Genomic DNA, 16,201 nt, shown 5'->3' on the forward strand with positions numbered 1-16,201 from the left:
TGAGGCTAAGGAAGAACTTCAGGATATGTTCTCCAGGAGGTACTCCTAATGGTTTACACAAAATTATTGACACAACCGGATTTGTTTCACCATTTATATTAAGAATAACCATTCTCCCATAGCCCTTGCCATAAGCATTTATAAAATCGTAAACAGCACCTACAACAGCAAATTCGCCTTTTTTTAATAAATGGCTTGTAGAATTTGAGAGCCTCCTCTACCTGATAGTTTACGTTCTTCTCTACACCATCAAGCCATCTCTTTTCAAATGGACCTGATTTTGAAACCTTTGAAAGTGGAAGATGAAGATGATCAAGCTCATTCTTAATACCTTCTGTTTCTTTAGAATAATCATGAAGCCCCGCTTTTACGGCACCACAATGTGTGTGACCCAAAATCAAAAGAATTGGAGTATGAAGATGATAAACACCGTAATCGATAGAACCTCTTGCATTAGCAAGCTGGTTACCGATGTTCCTGATAACAAACACCTTATCAACAGGATCTTTAAAGAAAACAGTTGGATGAAACCTTGCATCTGAACATGTAACCATTGTAACGATAGGATGTTGAACGTTCATGTAAGGCTTAAAGTAGGATTTTGTGTGAGATTCAACCTATTTGGCATTCCCCTCAACAACTTCTTTTAGGGCTTCTGCCGGTGTTGTTTTAACTTTACCGTGAGAACTCGCTACTTCACTTCCCCCCATGATTGCTACTGCAGCCACAGCTGCTAACAATTTCTTTACCATTATTACACCTCCCTGGAATACTTTTAAAGACTCTAAACAAAAAAAATTCCAATGCAAGTATACATTTTCAAATATTAAGAACATTTTCCGACTTAAAATATTTATAGATTGAATAAAAAATCAAGAGTTCCTTAATTAAAATTCTATGTCCTTAAAATTTAGCTATTTACAAAACACTATTTGTGAAAAGCTGAAAAAGTAAAACAAGTGAATCATAAAGCACCTTTCATTTTTTATTAATTAGAAAATTTAATAAAAAAAGACAAGAATACTACAAATTTTAATAAGCGGGGGAGCAACTCCCCCCAAAAAATTAACCTTTTGAAACACCTTTGAGTCTAACGTCATATTTTGGATTATTGATCGTAAATATTTGAGGAAATTTCTGGTAAAGAGGACCTTCAAACGTTACCTTACCGTTTTCAGTAGCTTTTACGATTATAGCAGGATTGTTGGGTTCGTTTGAAGCAGATGTATAAGCATTGTTCATAAGTTTAAGATCCGGTACAATATAGAGAATTTTTACTTCGGTATTTCCAATCTTGATAACATCACCTGCTTTAACCTTAGCTTCCTTGATAACTTTTCCGGTAGCTTTATCAATAACGATCACATCAGCAACCTTCCAGGTTTTCTTTACCTCTTCCGGCAATTTCACAGGTTTTGCAAGTTTTGTCATGGTTTCAGGATGCATACCTGGCATCATTCCACCATTCATACCCATTCCGTGAGGAGGCATACCCATACCATTCATACCACTAATATCAGGATGTCCCGGAGGAAGAGCTGTTTTATTTCCAATTGGAGGATGCCCTGGAGGAAGTTTCTTAGCCGTCATAGGTGCATTTTGTTGATTCTGTGATTGTTCTTCCGGCTTACTTTTATTGCCACATCCTGCTATTGCAAGAGAGGCTACCATGCCGAGAACAAGAGCTGTCTGTTTTTTCATCGTCCACTCCTTTAAAGCAAATTTGAAATTTGATTATATCCAACTTACATCAATCTTCAAGTGTTATAACATTCTCTAAATTCCGGAACCTCTTTGCTACTGAATGGATAAAAGAGCAAACAATAGAAAGTTGAGAATTGTTTACACATGCATTATCATCGCCATTACAACCAATTACTTTAACAGGCAAATTTTTCGACAAATGAGCAACAGTAGCAGTTTCAATATTTTTATCTATATCACTTATCCTTATCTCCTCCACAAAGGGGAAAACAGCTTTTGCAATTCCCCAGGCAATAAATCTTCCGCCTATCAAGCCAAGCTTTTTAATGCCTTTCCGTTTCAATTCATCAACAAGTTCATTCAGTGTATATTTTATTTTGAATTTTTTGCCAAGCGGAGAGTTTAAAAGTAAAAACCAATGAGCATCACCTATAAAAATATCTCCAACTTTTCCAAAAGGGTAAATAAACTTCTTCCCTAAGAACTTTGCAGATTTGGCTATTATCTCTGCAGTTTTTCTATCTGCTGGAACAGGAAACGGTGAAGATTCAACCTCTTCAGCCATGATTTCTATAACCTTCGGAAGTCCAAACTTTGCTACTGTGGCTTCTCCCGGCATGTAACCTGACATGTATGCATGGTGATTACCGGGAAAGCCGCTTATAGCACTATTTAAACCGCATCGTAAACCAAACCTGAGTTCATCTTCGTACTGGCCATTTGTAGCAACAATCTTACCCGGAGAAAGGATCCTTGCCATTACAACAGCCTCACCGAAAGCGCGCACTCTATTAGCAGCACAATTATAGGGACCTCCCTCTATAACCACCTCGTCTATACCGTAATCTATACAGGCCTTGATACCTCTTGCAAGCTCTTCCTCACCATCACCAACACAGATGATAGCACCAACACCTTTACCATGCTTTCTGGCAAACTCTATAACAGATAGTGTTTCTTCAGGTGGTGCTGCGTGAGAAGTATTTTTCTGAAAAGCCATCAGACTAACACTTATTGATTGAACAGCATCCGGCCATAAATCTTTTTCGTGTACAAACGCTTTTTCCTTATTTTCAAGTCTTTTATGTATTCTACCCCTAGGACAACCGTTAAAAGGCTTACCGCTCCTGTAACAATCAGCAGGACATTTAACTATCTCTTCCGGATATCTCATCGGGCCGTATTTTCCGAAATGATCAACGTCAATAGGCATATCGGTAAGCTTTCTCAACTCTTTCATAAGCTCAAAAGGAGTCATCCCTTCTCTTTCAGCTATATCTGCAACGGCATAAGAACAAACGTGAATTGGAAACCCCAATCTATCAACAAGACGAAAACCTCCTTTAAGCTCTGTAATACTCTGTTTTAAACTCACAACATCAACAAGAATCTCGTTTAAATCACATCCGAAAGGAAATTCTTTATATGATAAACCAAGATGAATAAGGTCTTCATCCGAAAGCTTTTTTACAGCAAAAAGCAAATCTGATGGATTTTCTCTTCCTCGTTTTACTAATTCATATTTGCTTTGAAGATCACCTTTTAATACGCTTTTAATACAATCTTCCACTTTTCCTCCTGTGATGGAACTTCAAAGCCTGAATACTAATAGCGTCAGCAATTTTATCCAGAATAATAGAAGCAATGGGTAAACCGTCTTTAATCAATTTGCCTGTTCCGACAAAAGCCGTAATGAACGATTTCTGTGGAAAATCATAATCTTTCAAAAAAAGGGCAGGCCCTTCAGTAACAGCAGCAAGAGGTATACAAACTTTCACATCCTCATCTCCAAAACCGAAAACTCCGTTTGTAGTAATAAACGGAATTCCACTTTCAACACAAAACTTACCAACAGCTGCAACAATCGGAATTGTATCTCCACCAGCTATAGTAGATATAACAACAGAAGCATCTTTAAGAAGGTCAAACTGATCTGAAAAATCAAATGGTAAGGCTTCTATATCCTTATAACGAGTATCGGGAGTAAGGAACCTGCGTTTTAAGAAAGATGCTTTGTTCTCTTTAGGCAATGCTCCCATCAAAAGATGATAATAGTCATTTTCCTCAATTGTTCCACCATCAACAACTGCAACCCTTGAAAAACCACCTCTGTGAGTCATAATAATTCTTTCAAAAACTCTTGCTCCCAAACGGCCTGCACCAAGCAAAACAAGTTTCCCGTAAGGCACCAGTTTCTTTTCCATCTCACTAACCATATCCATTGCTCAAAACCTCTACAAAATCAGGAATATCATCACCCAGTATTAAAGCTTTTAAAAGGAGCAACGTTTTATCTACTGCTTCTGCTTTTCTTCTATAAACTTTCTCCGCATCAGTAAAGGGAAAGTTTCTAACTTCATTTGTTGTTCTAATTATAAAAGTTTCCTTATTAAATCGCAAACATACTGTTCCTCTTCCATTTCCAGCACTTGAAGCAACAGATATATCTACGCCCATTTTCTCTTTCAGCACCCTCGAGAGAATCAAAGCAACATTCATATTACCGATTTCATCATAAACTTTAACTCCGTTTATATGAGCCTTAGGAGCAGGAAGTCTTATATCTAAAACCTCCTCAATGGAGTAAACAGAAGGTAAAAACATAACAGCTGAAACAGACACGGGCAATCTATTTTCTACATAAGGAGCAGAAAGCTTATGCAATCCCATACCTATTTCACAGTGCGTAAAACACTCAACTGAGGCAAATGTCAATATACGGGAATCCGACATCGATAAACTCCGCATCTATAAATTTTGCAAGACGCCGCGTGAATTCTAACATTCCCGGAATCTCTGTCCTATAATGAGAAGCATCAACAAAACCTATACCGGCACATTTTAAACGACATGCAACGTGATGAACAAGATCTCCAGAAACTGCAACATCGATATTAAAGTCAAAAAGTTTTTGAATAAAATCTGGAAAATTAAATCCACATCCACTAAAAACAGCAACTTTCTCTATTTTCTCCGGCAGAAAATAGCGAATATTTTTTAAATTCAAAATTTTCAAAATCCTATTCGAAAATTCTTTTGAAGTCAGTTTTGTAATTCCATACATTCCAAAACGATTATCATCAAAGAAAATGAGATTCTCCAGACCCAAGACAGTACCAAGGGAATAATTGCAGCCCCAATCAATTCTGTCAAGAGGAGTGTGAATAACAAAAACAGGAAAACCTGGATTAAAATAAGGTTTGTGGTGAGAAATAACCATATCAAAATGAGAAAAATCAAAATTATCTGGAACATCAACTACAACAGCAACTTTTTCCACATTAGAAGGCCTAACATCGCTTACCCAACCATAAAAATCACCTTCAACCGCGTAAGATTCCGGAACTATTATACGTAGAAGTTTCTCAAGCTCTTGCCAATTCAAACTGTATCTCCCGAAGGATATCATTTAAAACATCTTCAAAATAATCCACTTTAAAATTTCCATCTTTTCTTACAGATACCGTAACGGCTGGAATTTCCATTACATCAAGAAAACCACAACTGCTTTTAACGTTAAACAGTAAAGATTCTGCAAAAAACAGATTGGGCACCGCATAAAGCACATTTTTAAAATCTTCTAATCGGGCAGAAAGTTCCCTCACAGTTCGGACAGTAAGAGTCATCGTGCCGGAAGTTTTACTTTTATAATTCATTCTCAGAAAAAAATCCGGCTTTTTTTCAGTTTCCAGTAAACCCAAACCGGAAGGCTCTTCAGAAACAATAATGTCGGCTTTAAACTTTCCAGCCAGTCCTTCTTTAACGTCAATTCCACCAAATCCTGTAAGATCAATAATAACGTCAAATTTTAATCTATCCGGCTTATCACAAGGAGAAAGAGCCATAACACTTGTTTCTTTATCGTAAAGAAAAATCTGCCTAAAATTACTCTTTAAACATTCGGCGATAAATATACCGTCAAGATAACCACCTATAATAAGTAAAGAATCGCCGGTAAACTTTTTGAGAACTTCCGCCTTCATTTCCGATATTCGCTTCGCCACGTCAAAAACAGTAAAAGGCGCATAGAAAGTCTGCGTTTTATCTGTTATACCTGAATGAACCGGTGAAATACCAAGCCTTCTCAAAAGTCTGAAAATATCAAAAAAAAGAGCGGTCTCCAGAGAAAACTTATGAAGGTGATGAGATGGAGACGAAACACCGGATACAACATTACCGTAAACATCAACAATAACAGTAAATGCGCCGCTTCCCGGCAATCCCAGCCTGCCTCGGGCAATGTAAAAATCACAACTTTTAAAATATCGGCCTGACAAGGCTTTTGCCAAGGAAGGTATCTGTTCGAAATCAAAACAGTTCGTATTAACATCTATCTGACTTACATTTTTGATACCAAACATAGCAAGAATATTTCTAAAAACGGAAAATTTCTTGAAATTATTGGTTACAACACCAAATTTTCCTTTAAGAATTGATTTTTTGATAGCCGCTGTTTCCTCAGGTTTGTCTCCCTTTCTAACACCGTTAAGAGATTCCTGAAAAGCCATTTTAAAAAGCAATCTGTTTTCTTTCCACATTTGTTCTAATCCTATGTTTCTCCAGAATTGGCAAAATCTCTTCAAGTATACCCACGGTAGGAGAACCAACTCCTTTAACTACAAGGGGATAACCCACAGGAACAACTGTGGCAATATTTGTAGCACCTGCTTTAATTGTAGGAATCAGACCTTTCATTAATACCGTTGGAAACGGCACAGTTAATCTTATCAGACTTTTAACTCTTTTTCTTACAGCTTCTATTACTTTCAACTGTAAAGATAAAGGAGCCGGAGAAACGTTTTCCATAGGAGTATTTTTATAAGGTCTGAATCCCATAACAGGAACTTCCTCTACTTCCAGCTCTTTCAGAAATTCAATGTGTTTTTCTCTATCTTCTTCCGTTTCACCTATACCGACCAGAATACCACTTGAAAGTTCAATACCTAAATTTTTAATCTGATAACAAATTTTCATTCGCTGTTCTAAAGAATCATCTGGTTTTAATTTTTTAAAAAGCTCCGGATTCATAGTTTCAAGATTGCAGCATATAGTATCAACACCAGCACTTTTCAAAAGTTTTATCCTTTTCAAATCAAGATCACCACCAACATTAACAAGAACTTTTAAAGAAGTATGTTTTTTTACAATTTCAAGAGCGGAAAGCACCTTTTTAAAATTACCGTATCCTGCTGAAAGACTTACCCTTTTTATCCCGTTCTCTTCTATAAAAACAGCGGCTTTTTTAATTTCATCTTTCTTTTTATCTGTCAAATAAAAATAGCCATTAACAGAAGTGCCTACCGCAAAACCGCAGTAGGCACATTTTCTCCTCAAACTACAATAATTACTCACATGTATTGTAGAAGTTATCTCTATCATAAATGTTAAGCACCGAGCACGGAAGTAATCCTATCTATTGCATCCTCAACTTCAATATTAAGAAGACCAATATTAGCATCAGATTTTATCACACATACAAGAATAGCTCTTCTTCCTGCCTTTTTAGAAAGAATATTCTGCTTTGAACACCTGATAAGCGCATCCTGAAAATCTCCAGCTTCAACAACTTTGGACAATCTTTCAGAAGTTCCGACAACAGCTGCAGCCATAGCTGCAAGCTTTTCAGCACTTAAACCACCTTTAAGCATTGTTGAAACGACAACTTGACCATCAGGTGTCGCTACAAGAGCACCAAGCATATCAGCGCCGAGCGAATCAGCAAGATCTGAAAGTATTTCTTCTAACATTTCTCTTTTGCTGGCCATAATTCCTCCTTTATCATGTTAAACATAAAAACTATTCTCTGTCTGAAACACCTTCTTAAAATTTCTTCCAAGATTCTCTTAGAATACCCTTGAGAACGTCATCACCAACAAGATCTTCCATATATTCAACAAGCATTGGTGAAGGAGCTGACATATAGACTGCCTCTGAAGGTGAGAATTTTTCTGCTTCTTCCACAAGCTCAGGAACTATTTCGCCAATTTTCTCGAGAAGTTCTGAAGCTGTTACGGTCATCGGCTGTACATCTCTGTCAAGAATCATTGACTTTAAGGAATCTTTCATAGCATCAACGTTGAGAAGTTTTATTAAACCACCGAGACCATATTTTGCAACCAAACTTGAAACAACTTGAAGAGATTGAGCAATTTGAAATTCTGTCATTGAACGTTTAGTTTTCAATACATCTCTCGCAACTCTGTAATATTCAATTGCTCCAGTAAAAGCAATCGCCGTCGTAACAATACCCATATCACCAACAGCTGAAACAAGCTCTGCAGGAAGAAGGTAAACTCTCTTACCAGCATCTATTGCCAGATTTTTTAATTTATTTATTTGCTCATCTGTAACTATAGGTTTCTTTAGAAGCTCATTGGTTGCGATTAAATAGTGTTGATGTTGAGGCGTCCCTGGAATTGAAGCAGGATGCATTGTTGAAAAACCTATATCTTCTCTTCCTTCCATAAAAATAGCATTCTGAAGATAAGAGTTTAGAACAAGAACAGACATCGTGCAGGTAGTGCAAATAACCGCATCTTCTCCAAGATAAGGAAGGATATTTTCAGCTAATTTAAAAGTTATACCACCTCTAAAAGGCGTAAAAAGAATGGCAACTTCAGCACCTTTAGCCGCCTCAGTATCATCAGATGTAAGTTTTACTCCTGCAGTTTCAAGCTTCGACTTTATATCATCTGGAACTTTATCTAAATGGGGATCTGACAGAGTTACATCGTGACCAGCTTTAGCAAACTCAAGAGCCATTGCCGAACCGCCGTAAGGAGGTTCACCACCGAGCCTTTCAGGAACATTTAATTTATTAAGGTAGTAATTGAGACTTCCAAAACCGTAAACAGTAACTCTCATACTTCACCTCTCTCCTTAGAAAGTTTCCCCTTTTGTTATTGTAACACGAGAATTAATAAACCTTAATGTTCTATTATTCGTTTATCTTCCTAAATTTATAATATCTCTCTTTCTCAGAATATATGCAACCGCAGTATTGTTGTCTATAAAGATTATACTCTTTTGACTTTTCTATTCCCCTCTTCCACCCTTTTCTAAAATCTTTATAAAGAAATTTGACACCAAATTTTGCAGCTGCAGATTCGGCACATATTCTCATAGTTTCATGGTTTTGATATTTACTGTAAAAAAGAGTAGAGGTAAAAAAATCAAATTTTCCATTCTTAGCAACACTTGCAGTCATTTCAAAACGCATTGAATAACATATCTGACATCTTATTGGTCTCTCTTCTCTAAACACAACCGATCTAAGCCAGTCTTCAAGGGGATATCTGTCCATATAAATAACTTTAAAATCCTCAATCTCTTCAAATTTTTTAACAGCTTCTAATCTTTTTAGAAATTCTGTATAAGGATGTATGTTTGGATTGTAAAAAAATCCGAAAACTTCAAAACCTTCCTTCCGCAAAACTTCCAAAGGATAACAGGCACACGGTGCACAACATATATGCAGAAGCACGCGCTTCACTTCTCAAGCTCCACATCTAAATCTGTTTTTATTGTATTTCCACCTTCTTTTTCTGCAAGCTCAAGAGCCTCAAGAGTTTTTGAAATTAAATCAACTTCATCCATATCTTTCCTTGCAACCACCACACCTACACTAACAGTTACTTTAATTGTTTTTCCATTGATATTTATAAGAGTATCTTCTATCGATTTCCTTATACGTTCACCTATTCTTATAGCATGGCCAAAGGTAACACCAGGAATTAAAACACCAAAAATACTGTCGTCGTAATAAGCAACAACATCATTAGCCCTTAAAAGTTTCTTGAACTTTCTGGCAATCTCTTGAAGAATTATTTTTCCGACTTTTTCTCCGTTCTGCTTAACTATATCCTCAAATTTATCAAGTTTCACCATTAAAACAGCAAACGGATAATTTCTGCTTTTAAAATCATCAAACATATCTTTTAAAACTTTTTCAAAACTTTTCTTACTGGCTATTTCGGTTAAAAATTCAATCAACGCATTTTTTTCAGATTGATCTAACTTTTGAGAAACTTTCTCTATCTCTTTTCGTGATTCCTGAAGTTTATTTTTTAAACTTTCATTTTGAAATTTGATTTCATTCAAAGTCTCAACAACTGTTTCCAGCATCTCTTTTAAATTTTTATCCGACAAACTTTGAGTAGTTTTTTCAACCTTTTTAGCGTTGGCTTCTATAACTTTAGTATGTTCTTCAATACCCTGTATCGCTCTCTCTATTTCCCTGCTTACTTCTTCAGCAAGCTGCTTTATAAATTTCCTATCAGCTTGATTTAATTTCAATATTGTTGATTCAACAACAGACTCATCAGGATATTTTTCCTTAAATATTCCCATTATTTCGGGATCTGATAAATCCTTGCCGGTCTCATGAAGATAGCAGAAAATGTCAAACCACAAATAATAGTTCAAAGGCGTTAGAGGAATACCGTTTCTCACCAAAAACTTAATTTCTTCTTTGGCAATATTAGAAATTTTTTGGAAATCTTCAATACTTAGCTGTTCTCCAGTATTTATTCTTTTCATTAATTCACATTCAAACCTATTCACCATAAGCTTTCTCCCAAACAATTTTAATGCCAGCTGATCTTATGGAATTATGAAACGGCAAACTTCTTTTAGCCAATTTTATATTTATTACATCAGGATCAAACTGTCTACATAACTCATCTATAAGTTCATCGGAAAAATCTTCCAGATAAACGAACTCTTTTTGTGAAAGCTCCAAAACAATCCTGTAAAGTTTTTCATAATCTACAAAATTTCTGGATTCTACTTCCAGATCTAATTCAACCTCAACTCCAAGCTTCCTTTCTTCTTTGTAAACACCACATTTTAAATGAACCTTACAACCTTCAAGAAAAACTTTTGTTTTCTTTCTCATTGGCGACCCTCTCCACTTCCCCTACAAGTCTTTTAATAGCTTCTTCTTCCTTATATTTCCCTATCACTTTCCCGCCGGCAAAAAGGATAAATTTTTCACCGGCAGCTGCTATTCCCACATCAGCAAATGAAGCTTCCCCCGGTCCGTTAACCGCACATCCCATAACCGCAACAGAAACAGGTGTTTTTATATGCTCAAGAGCCTCTTCTACCTCAAGAGCAATTCTTGGTAAATCCACCTGACATCTACCACAGGTAGGACATGAAATAACATCAACACCGTAATCTCTAAGCCCGAGCGAAGAAAGAATCTTAAAGGCAACCTTTACCTCTATCTTAGGATGTGCAGAAAGGGAAACCCTAACCGTATCTCCTATACCTTCATACAGCAGAATGCCTATACCGGCAGCTGATTTAACAGCACCAGAGAGAACCGTCCCGGCTTCTGTAATACCTATGTGGATAGGATAATTGCAAGAAGAAGCAAAAATCCTATTAGCAAGAACCGTAGTTTTAATATCCGAACCTTTAAGAGAAAATTTCATATTTATAAAATCTTCATCTTCAAAAAACTTCATATAGTTAAGTGCCGTTTCCGCAACAGCTTCAGCAGAAGGATATCCGTATTTGTTTAATATCTCCTTTGGCAAAGAACCTGTGTTAACACCTATCCTTATAGGAATATTTCTCTCTCCGGCAACTTTTATAACTTCCTTTACCTTATCCATTCCGCCTATATTTCCGGGATTTATTCTTATTCCATCAGCTCCCTTTTCTATTGACTTAATAGCCAACCTATAATCAAAATGTATATCTGCAATAAGAGGAATACCTATTTTCTTTTTTATTAATGGAATATTATCTACTGCTTCAACGGTAGGAACCGCAACTCTTACAATTTCACATCCGACTTTTTCAAGCTCTTTAATCTGATTAACGGTAGCTTCAAGATCTTCCGTAAAGGTGTTTGTCATTGATTGAACAACAATAGGATAGCCTCCGCCTATTGGAACATTTCCGACCTTTATTACCCTACTTTTTCTCCTTACTATCCACATAAAATCCCCACTTCACAAATCCTCATCAAAGCTTAAATTTCCATGTTATGAAAGAGATTATAGCGCAAAATTTTTCTAAAGGTGCACGAAATTACGATCGGTTTGCCATTATCCAGAAACGAAGTGCAAGAAATCTTTTAAACTTGATTTCAAATATAAGCTACACAAAAGCCATAGATATTGGAGCAGGATCGGGAGAACTCGCCTCAAAATTAAAAAATTGCATCGGTGTTGATATATCCCCACAGATGTGCAAATGTATGGAAGAAAAAGGGATAAAATGTGTCTGTGCAGATGCGGAAAAGTTGCCTTTTCCGGACGAAACATTTGACCTCGCAGTTTCAAACTTTGCATTTCAATGGATGAACATAAAAAAAGCCATGAAAGAATCCCATCGTATCTTAAAACAAAACGGTAGTTTTGCTCTTTCCATTCCTATAGAAGGTAGCCTATCCGAACTATTTTCAGCATGGCAGAAAGTATCTATTTCATTAAATGGAAAAGAAGATAAGCTTTTTAGATTCCCTTCATACAATACAGTTATCTTATATGCAAAAAGACACGATTTCCGTATTAGATACAAACAGATAAAATCTGAAAAAATAATACTTCCTTCTGCATCAGAAGCTTTAAATTACATAAACAAGATTGGAGCGCGAAACCCTTACGGATTTAAAAAAATCAGAAAACAATTTTACAAAGAATTTTGCAAAGAATTCTTTCACACAGAAGATAAAGGTTATCCTATAAGCTATAAAGTTCTAACAGTAATCCTTGAAAAAGCTTAAATTAATAAATGATAAATTTATTTTAAGGAGGGGAAGCACTGACTCCGCGAGAAAGAGACATCCTGTTAAAAGTTGCAGAACTCTATATGGAAACAGGTGAACCTGTTGGTTCTAGAACTCTGCAAAAGCGTTTTTCCATGAAAATAAGTCCTGCCACTATAAGAAACGTAATGTCAGACCTTGAAGATAAAGGTTACCTTTACCAGCCTCACACATCTGCCGGAAGACTACCAACGGACGAAGGAATGAAGTATTACATAAATTACCTTTTATTTTCCCTAGGCGAAGTGGATACAGGAATTGCTTCAAGAATCATTGATTACATAAAAGTATCAGGGAAAACCGGATTTGATGAAATATTTTCAGCAGTCCTCAATTTCTTAACAAGATCAACCGGATACATGAGTCTCGGTGCAAACTTTGTAATAGATGCCCTTACAATAAAGGACATCTCTCTTGTTAAAGTCTCTTCATCAAAGGTTTTAGTTGTTATAACATGTGAACCTGAATATGTCATACACAAAGTGATAACCCTTAAGGTAGAACCTTCAATACTTGCAAAAATATCACAAGAATTAACGGCAAAATTTAAAGGGAAACCTTTATCAAGCATTAAAAAAGAACTTATAAATGAAATGAACAAGGCAAGAAACGAATTTATGGAACTATCCTTCAATCTAAACACACACCTTTTAAAACTTGTAAACAGTGTTAACGATGTTAAAATCACAGGTACTTTTAATATTTTCAACAGTGTCAACGAAGACTTTGAAAAAATTCAGGAAATTATTAAAATTCTTGAAGAAAAGAAAAAATTACTCGAAACATTTAGCAAGTTAATTGACACCGCCGACAGAGTAACGGTAATTTTAGGAAAAGAAACAGAAATTGAAGCCTTCGAACCCTTCAGCATAGTCGCAGCAAAATACTCACTAAAATCAAAAGATGCAGGAATAGTCGGAATTTTAGGACCGAAAAGAATGGATTACTGCAAAATAATACCTGTGGTTGAAAACGTATCAAGAGCTCTCTCACATATTTTAAGCAAAGATATAAAATAAATTGATATAATTTCACAATTTCCAGTTACTTTCATGGAGGTAGAAAGCCCAATGTCAGTTAGAGTCAGATTTGCCCCAAGTCCAACCGGCTTTATGCACGTCGGAAATGCAAGAACTGCTTTATTTAACTATCTTTTCGCAAAACACAACAACGGAACTTTCGTTCTCAGAATAGAAGATACAGACACCGAAAGACACAGCGAAGAAGCCGTAAAGGTAATTTACAAAGCTTTAAAATGGATGAGGCTTGATTGGGACGAAGGTCCCGAAAAAGGCGGAGAATACGGCCCTTACAGACAATCTGAAAGAAAAGAAATCTATGAAAAATATATCAACATACTCAAAGAAAAAGGATTGGTTTACGAATGCTTCTGCACCAAAGAGGAACTTGACGCAATGCGCCAGGAACAACTGGCAAAAGGACTGCCACCACGATATACCGGTAAATGCCGTCATCTAACCAAAGAAGAAAAGGAAAAATTAAGAGCAGAAGGCAGAAAACCGGTTTTGAGATTCAAAGTTCCAACAGACAGAACCGTAACATGGAAAGACCTGGTTAAAGGCTCCATAGCTATAAATTCTGAACAACTGGGCGGAGATTTTGTAATTGTCCGCTCAAACGGTATGCCTGTTTACAATTTTGTTGTTGTAATAGACGATGCTCTGATGAAAATCACCCATGTAATAAGAGGCGAAGACCACATCTCAAATACCCCAAAACAAATTCTTCTCTATGAAGCTCTCGGTTTTGAAATACCAAAATTTGCTCATCTACCGATGATTTTAGGAGAAGATAGAAGCAAACTTTCCAAAAGGCACGGCTCAACATCAGTAGCAGAATTCAAAGAAAAAGGCTACTTACCGGAAGCATTTACAAACTTTCTGGCACTTTTAGGATGGTATCCTAAAGACGGTAAAGAAATACTTTCCATGAATGAACTAATAGAAAGATTTGACATCAAAGACGTAAACAGTTCACCTGCAATATTCAACTTCGAAAAGCTGAACTGGATGAACAAAGAATACATTAAAAGCTATGATTCTAAAGAACTAACAAAACTTATCATTCCATACCTTGAAGAAGCAGGCTACAAAATTGAAAAGTTCAATTTCAACTGGCTGACAAAAGTAGTTGAAGCGACGAGAGATTACCTGACTGTCCTTTCCGAAGCTCCCAAATATATGGAAACGTTCTTAAAAGACGAATTCGAAATAGAAGAAGGCGCTTTAAACTTTATGAATGAAGAAAGATTAGAAGTAGTAAAACACTTTGCCGAAAAAGTTTCTCAGTTAGAAGAATTAAACGCAGAGACCTTTAAAAAAGCCGTAAAAGAAACTGGTAAAGAGCTTAAAGCAAAAGGTAAAAACCTATTCATGCCGATAAGAATAGCACTAACTGGAAAAATGAAGGGCGTAGAACTTGACATCCTTGTATCCCTCCTGGGGAAAAAAAGAGTCCTTAAACGTCTTCATCATGCAATCTCAGAAATCGAAAGGAGGATGTCATGAAAAAAACAGCCCTTTTAGGACTGGCACTTATCAGCATTGCCGCAGCTGGCTGTGGACAAAAACAAGAAACCTCAACACAAGCAACACCTGAATGGAATGCGAACTGTGCCCGTTGCCACAACGGAAATATGGCCGTAACAAAAGACACAATCCTTGCAAAATACAAGGATAAGACACAACTACTTAATGCGGTAAAAGAACTTGTAAGTGCCGGCAAAATGCCGCCTAATCTTCCATACGGCAAAGTAGCAGACGAACTCTACAAATAAACAACGAGCCGGCAGAATTCTGCCGGCTTCCCATTCAAATTATCGGGAATCAACTTTCAGAACAATACAGTCAAAGCATCTTAATACCAATAGTTTTAAAGTTATAAATCAAATATTCATAACTATCTTAATCACGATCCCCGACACTTGACACCCAATATTAGCTGATGATAATATTAATATAAACCTTGACGCTCTTTGAAAAAAGAATAAGTTTTAAGATAGGGTTTTAAGCGTACCTCTAAGAAATTGAAACTAGTTGAATATCTCTTTTATTGGCATTTCTTTTTAGGTTTTGTTTTAAGCGTACCTCTAAGGAATTGAAACAGGAAAAAGAAAAATAACGAAAGGAAGGCTACAAAAGTTTTAAGCGTACCTCTAAGGAATTGAAACTGGCCAAAAGGCGCGCGTCGTAATAATCGTTTTTTCTTGGTTTTGAGCGTACCTCTAAGGAATTGAAACTAGAATTGTGCAACGCCGAAATCAGCAAAGCCATAACCGGGGAAATACTCACAGCAGACAAAGGAAATACTGGAAGTTACGCCCTTGCTAAAGTTCATTATGAAACACTAAAAAAACGAGGTAGGAAAGTAGCTAAAGCACTTGCTAATACCCTAAACCGTACCCTTATTCGCTGGATAGTGGAACTTAACTACGGTAAAGACCTCCTTCACCTAACACCAAAACTCCAGTTTGATTTCAAGGAAATTCCGGAGTGGGAGCAGGTGAAAGATGCGATTGATAGGGGAGTGCCGGTAAGTAAGGAAGCTCTCTATACCCTCTACAACTTGCCTAAGCCTCAAAACGAAGAGGACGTGTTCGTTTCCCCAAAACTCTCTCCTCAAGGAGGTATGGACTTCTCAGATTTTTTTACTTTGCCGAGAAGGGTCAAGTTGAAGCCGTAAACGACGTAACAG

At 36.6% G+C, this 16,201-nt stretch carries 20 protein-coding genes; 5 read left to right on the forward strand and 15 right to left on the reverse strand.

The genetic code is table 11. The features are described 5' to 3' along the window. Positions 1-98 precede the first annotated feature (98 nt). The 15 genes from BLW93_RS07800 to ispG form a co-directional block, all read right to left on the reverse strand. Positions 99-581, reverse strand: a complete 483-nt coding sequence (locus BLW93_RS07800; protein ID WP_076713519.1) for a carbonic anhydrase — start codon at positions 579-581, stop codon at positions 99-101. 36 nt (positions 582-617) lie between these two features. After that, on the reverse strand, positions 618-752 hold the full coding sequence (locus tag BLW93_RS09005; RefSeq protein WP_281246679.1) for a hypothetical protein: 135 nt from the start codon (positions 750-752) through the stop codon (positions 618-620). Between the two features lie 313 nt (positions 753-1,065). After that, a complete protein-coding gene (locus BLW93_RS07805) occupies positions 1,066-1,701 on the reverse strand; it encodes a hypothetical protein (RefSeq protein ID WP_076713520.1) in 636 nt (211 codons plus the stop codon). 49 nt (positions 1,702-1,750) lie between these two features. Beyond that, positions 1,751-3,274, reverse strand: a complete 1,524-nt coding sequence (gene hmdC / locus BLW93_RS07810) for a 5,10-methenyltetrahydromethanopterin hydrogenase cofactor biosynthesis protein HmdC (protein ID WP_076713521.1) — start codon at positions 3,272-3,274, stop codon at positions 1,751-1,753. Next, a complete protein-coding gene (locus tag BLW93_RS07815) occupies positions 3,258-3,926 on the reverse strand; it encodes a ThiF family adenylyltransferase (RefSeq protein ID WP_076713522.1) in 669 nt (222 codons plus the stop codon). Before BLW93_RS07815 ends, hmdC begins: the two co-directional genes overlap by 17 nt. After that, positions 3,913-4,374, reverse strand: coding sequence for a FeGP cofactor biosynthesis protein HcgF family protein (locus BLW93_RS07820; RefSeq protein WP_245792016.1), 462 nt, complete (start codon positions 4,372-4,374; stop codon positions 3,913-3,915). The genes BLW93_RS07815 and BLW93_RS07820 overlap by 14 nt, the downstream gene beginning before the upstream one ends. 25 nt (positions 4,375-4,399) lie before the next feature. Beyond that, complete coding sequence (locus BLW93_RS07825; protein WP_076713524.1) at positions 4,400-5,089, reverse strand: Nif3-like dinuclear metal center hexameric protein; 690 nt, start codon at positions 5,087-5,089, stop codon at positions 4,400-4,402. Further along, complete coding sequence (locus BLW93_RS07830; RefSeq protein ID WP_076713525.1) at positions 5,070-6,242, reverse strand: FeGP cofactor biosynthesis guanylyltransferase HcgB family protein; 1,173 nt, start codon at positions 6,240-6,242, stop codon at positions 5,070-5,072. The genes BLW93_RS07825 and BLW93_RS07830 overlap by 20 nt, the downstream gene beginning before the upstream one ends. Beyond that, complete coding sequence (gene hmdB / locus BLW93_RS07835) at positions 6,214-7,083, reverse strand: 5,10-methenyltetrahydromethanopterin hydrogenase cofactor biosynthesis protein HmdB (protein ID WP_078058245.1); 870 nt, start codon at positions 7,081-7,083, stop codon at positions 6,214-6,216. The genes BLW93_RS07830 and hmdB overlap by 29 nt, the downstream gene beginning before the upstream one ends. A gap of 5 nt (positions 7,084-7,088) precedes the next feature. After that, a complete protein-coding gene (locus BLW93_RS07840; protein ID WP_076713527.1) occupies positions 7,089-7,469 on the reverse strand; it encodes a roadblock/LC7 domain-containing protein in 381 nt (126 codons plus the stop codon). A gap of 55 nt (positions 7,470-7,524) precedes the next feature. After that, positions 7,525-8,568, reverse strand: coding sequence for a H(2)-dependent methylenetetrahydromethanopterin dehydrogenase-related protein (locus tag BLW93_RS07845; RefSeq protein WP_076713528.1), 1,044 nt, complete (start codon positions 8,566-8,568; stop codon positions 7,525-7,527). A gap of 73 nt (positions 8,569-8,641) precedes the next feature. After that, positions 8,642-9,196, reverse strand: coding sequence for an epoxyqueuosine reductase QueH (locus BLW93_RS07850; RefSeq protein ID WP_076713529.1), 555 nt, complete (start codon positions 9,194-9,196; stop codon positions 8,642-8,644). Continuing rightward, positions 9,193-10,269: a GGDEF domain-containing protein gene (locus BLW93_RS07855; RefSeq protein ID WP_076713530.1), complete on the reverse strand. Its 1,077-nt coding sequence runs from the start codon at positions 10,267-10,269 to the stop codon at positions 9,193-9,195. The genes BLW93_RS07850 and BLW93_RS07855 overlap by 4 nt, the downstream gene beginning before the upstream one ends. Beyond that, positions 10,259-10,600 carry a dihydroneopterin aldolase gene (locus BLW93_RS07860; RefSeq protein WP_076713531.1) on the reverse strand — a complete coding sequence of 114 codons (342 nt, stop codon included), beginning with the start codon at positions 10,598-10,600 and terminating at the stop codon, positions 10,259-10,261. The genes BLW93_RS07855 and BLW93_RS07860 overlap by 11 nt, the downstream gene beginning before the upstream one ends. Beyond that, positions 10,572-11,657, reverse strand: coding sequence for a flavodoxin-dependent (E)-4-hydroxy-3-methylbut-2-enyl-diphosphate synthase (gene ispG, locus BLW93_RS07865; RefSeq protein WP_144444034.1), 1,086 nt, complete (start codon positions 11,655-11,657; stop codon positions 10,572-10,574). The genes BLW93_RS07860 and ispG overlap by 29 nt, the downstream gene beginning before the upstream one ends. Positions 11,658-11,704: 47 nt before the next feature. Here ispG and BLW93_RS07870 point away from each other — a divergent pair, with 47 nt between their 5' ends. From BLW93_RS07870 to BLW93_RS07890, 5 genes are all read left to right on the forward strand, one after another. Next, positions 11,705-12,445, forward strand: a complete 741-nt coding sequence (locus BLW93_RS07870) for a methyltransferase domain-containing protein (protein WP_076713532.1) — start codon at positions 11,705-11,707, stop codon at positions 12,443-12,445. Positions 12,446-12,483: 38 nt separating this feature from the next. Continuing rightward, on the forward strand, positions 12,484-13,506 hold the full coding sequence (gene hrcA / locus BLW93_RS07875; RefSeq protein ID WP_281246680.1) for a heat-inducible transcriptional repressor HrcA: 1,023 nt from the start codon (positions 12,484-12,486) through the stop codon (positions 13,504-13,506). 51 nt (positions 13,507-13,557) lie between these two features. Beyond that, entirely contained in the window at positions 13,558-15,015 is a 1,458-nt protein-coding gene (gene gltX, locus BLW93_RS07880) for a glutamate--tRNA ligase (protein WP_076713534.1), read from the forward strand. Then, on the forward strand, positions 15,012-15,284 hold the full coding sequence (locus tag BLW93_RS07885) for a hypothetical protein (RefSeq protein WP_076713535.1): 273 nt from the start codon (positions 15,012-15,014) through the stop codon (positions 15,282-15,284). Before gltX ends, BLW93_RS07885 begins: the two co-directional genes overlap by 4 nt. A gap of 455 nt (positions 15,285-15,739) precedes the next feature. Continuing rightward, positions 15,740-16,189: a phage portal protein family protein gene (locus BLW93_RS07890; RefSeq protein WP_078058247.1), complete on the forward strand. Its 450-nt coding sequence runs from the start codon at positions 15,740-15,742 to the stop codon at positions 16,187-16,189. Positions 16,190-16,201: the final 12 nt, after the last annotated feature.

Origin of the sequence: Desulfurobacterium indicum, from assembly GCF_001968985.1 — a bacterium.
Taxonomy (GTDB): domain Bacteria; phylum Aquificota; class Aquificia; order Desulfurobacteriales; family Desulfurobacteriaceae; genus Desulfurobacterium_A; species Desulfurobacterium_A indicum.

Bases quoted from the DNA above. Each gene is read 5' to 3' on its own strand.
- BLW93_RS09005 (WP_281246679.1), bottom strand. From the start codon at position 752: ATGGTAAAGAAATTGTTAGCAGCTGTGGCTGCAGTAGCAATCATGGGG.
- ispG (WP_144444034.1), bottom strand. From the start codon at position 11,657: ATGTGGATAGTAAGGAGAAAAAGTAGGGTAATAAAGGTCGGAAATGTT.
- BLW93_RS07820 (WP_245792016.1), bottom strand. From the start codon at position 4,374: ATGGGATTGCATAAGCTTTCTGCTCCTTATGTAGAAAATAGATTGCCC.
- BLW93_RS07830 (WP_076713525.1), bottom strand. From the start codon at position 6,242: ATGTGGAAAGAAAACAGATTGCTTTTTAAAATGGCTTTTCAGGAATCT.
- hmdB (WP_078058245.1), bottom strand. From the start codon at position 7,083: ATGATAGAGATAACTTCTACAATACATGTGAGTAATTATTGTAGTTTG.
- BLW93_RS07800 (WP_076713519.1), bottom strand. From the start codon at position 581: ATGAACGTTCAACATCCTATCGTTACAATGGTTACATGTTCAGATGCA.
- BLW93_RS07870 (WP_076713532.1), top strand. From the start codon at position 11,705: ATGAAAGAGATTATAGCGCAAAATTTTTCTAAAGGTGCACGAAATTAC.
- BLW93_RS07840 (WP_076713527.1), bottom strand. From the start codon at position 7,469: ATGGCCAGCAAAAGAGAAATGTTAGAAGAAATACTTTCAGATCTTGCT.
- BLW93_RS07855 (WP_076713530.1), bottom strand. From the start codon at position 10,269: ATGGTGAATAGGTTTGAATGTGAATTAATGAAAAGAATAAATACTGGA.
- BLW93_RS07845 (WP_076713528.1), bottom strand. From the start codon at position 8,568: ATGAGAGTTACTGTTTACGGTTTTGGAAGTCTCAATTACTACCTTAAT.
- gltX (WP_076713534.1), top strand. From the start codon at position 13,558: ATGTCAGTTAGAGTCAGATTTGCCCCAAGTCCAACCGGCTTTATGCAC.
- BLW93_RS07885 (WP_076713535.1), top strand. From the start codon at position 15,012: ATGAAAAAAACAGCCCTTTTAGGACTGGCACTTATCAGCATTGCCGCA.
- BLW93_RS07860 (WP_076713531.1), bottom strand. From the start codon at position 10,600: ATGAGAAAGAAAACAAAAGTTTTTCTTGAAGGTTGTAAGGTTCATTTA.
- BLW93_RS07805 (WP_076713520.1), bottom strand. From the start codon at position 1,701: ATGAAAAAACAGACAGCTCTTGTTCTCGGCATGGTAGCCTCTCTTGCA.
- BLW93_RS07815 (WP_076713522.1), bottom strand. From the start codon at position 3,926: ATGGATATGGTTAGTGAGATGGAAAAGAAACTGGTGCCTTACGGGAAA.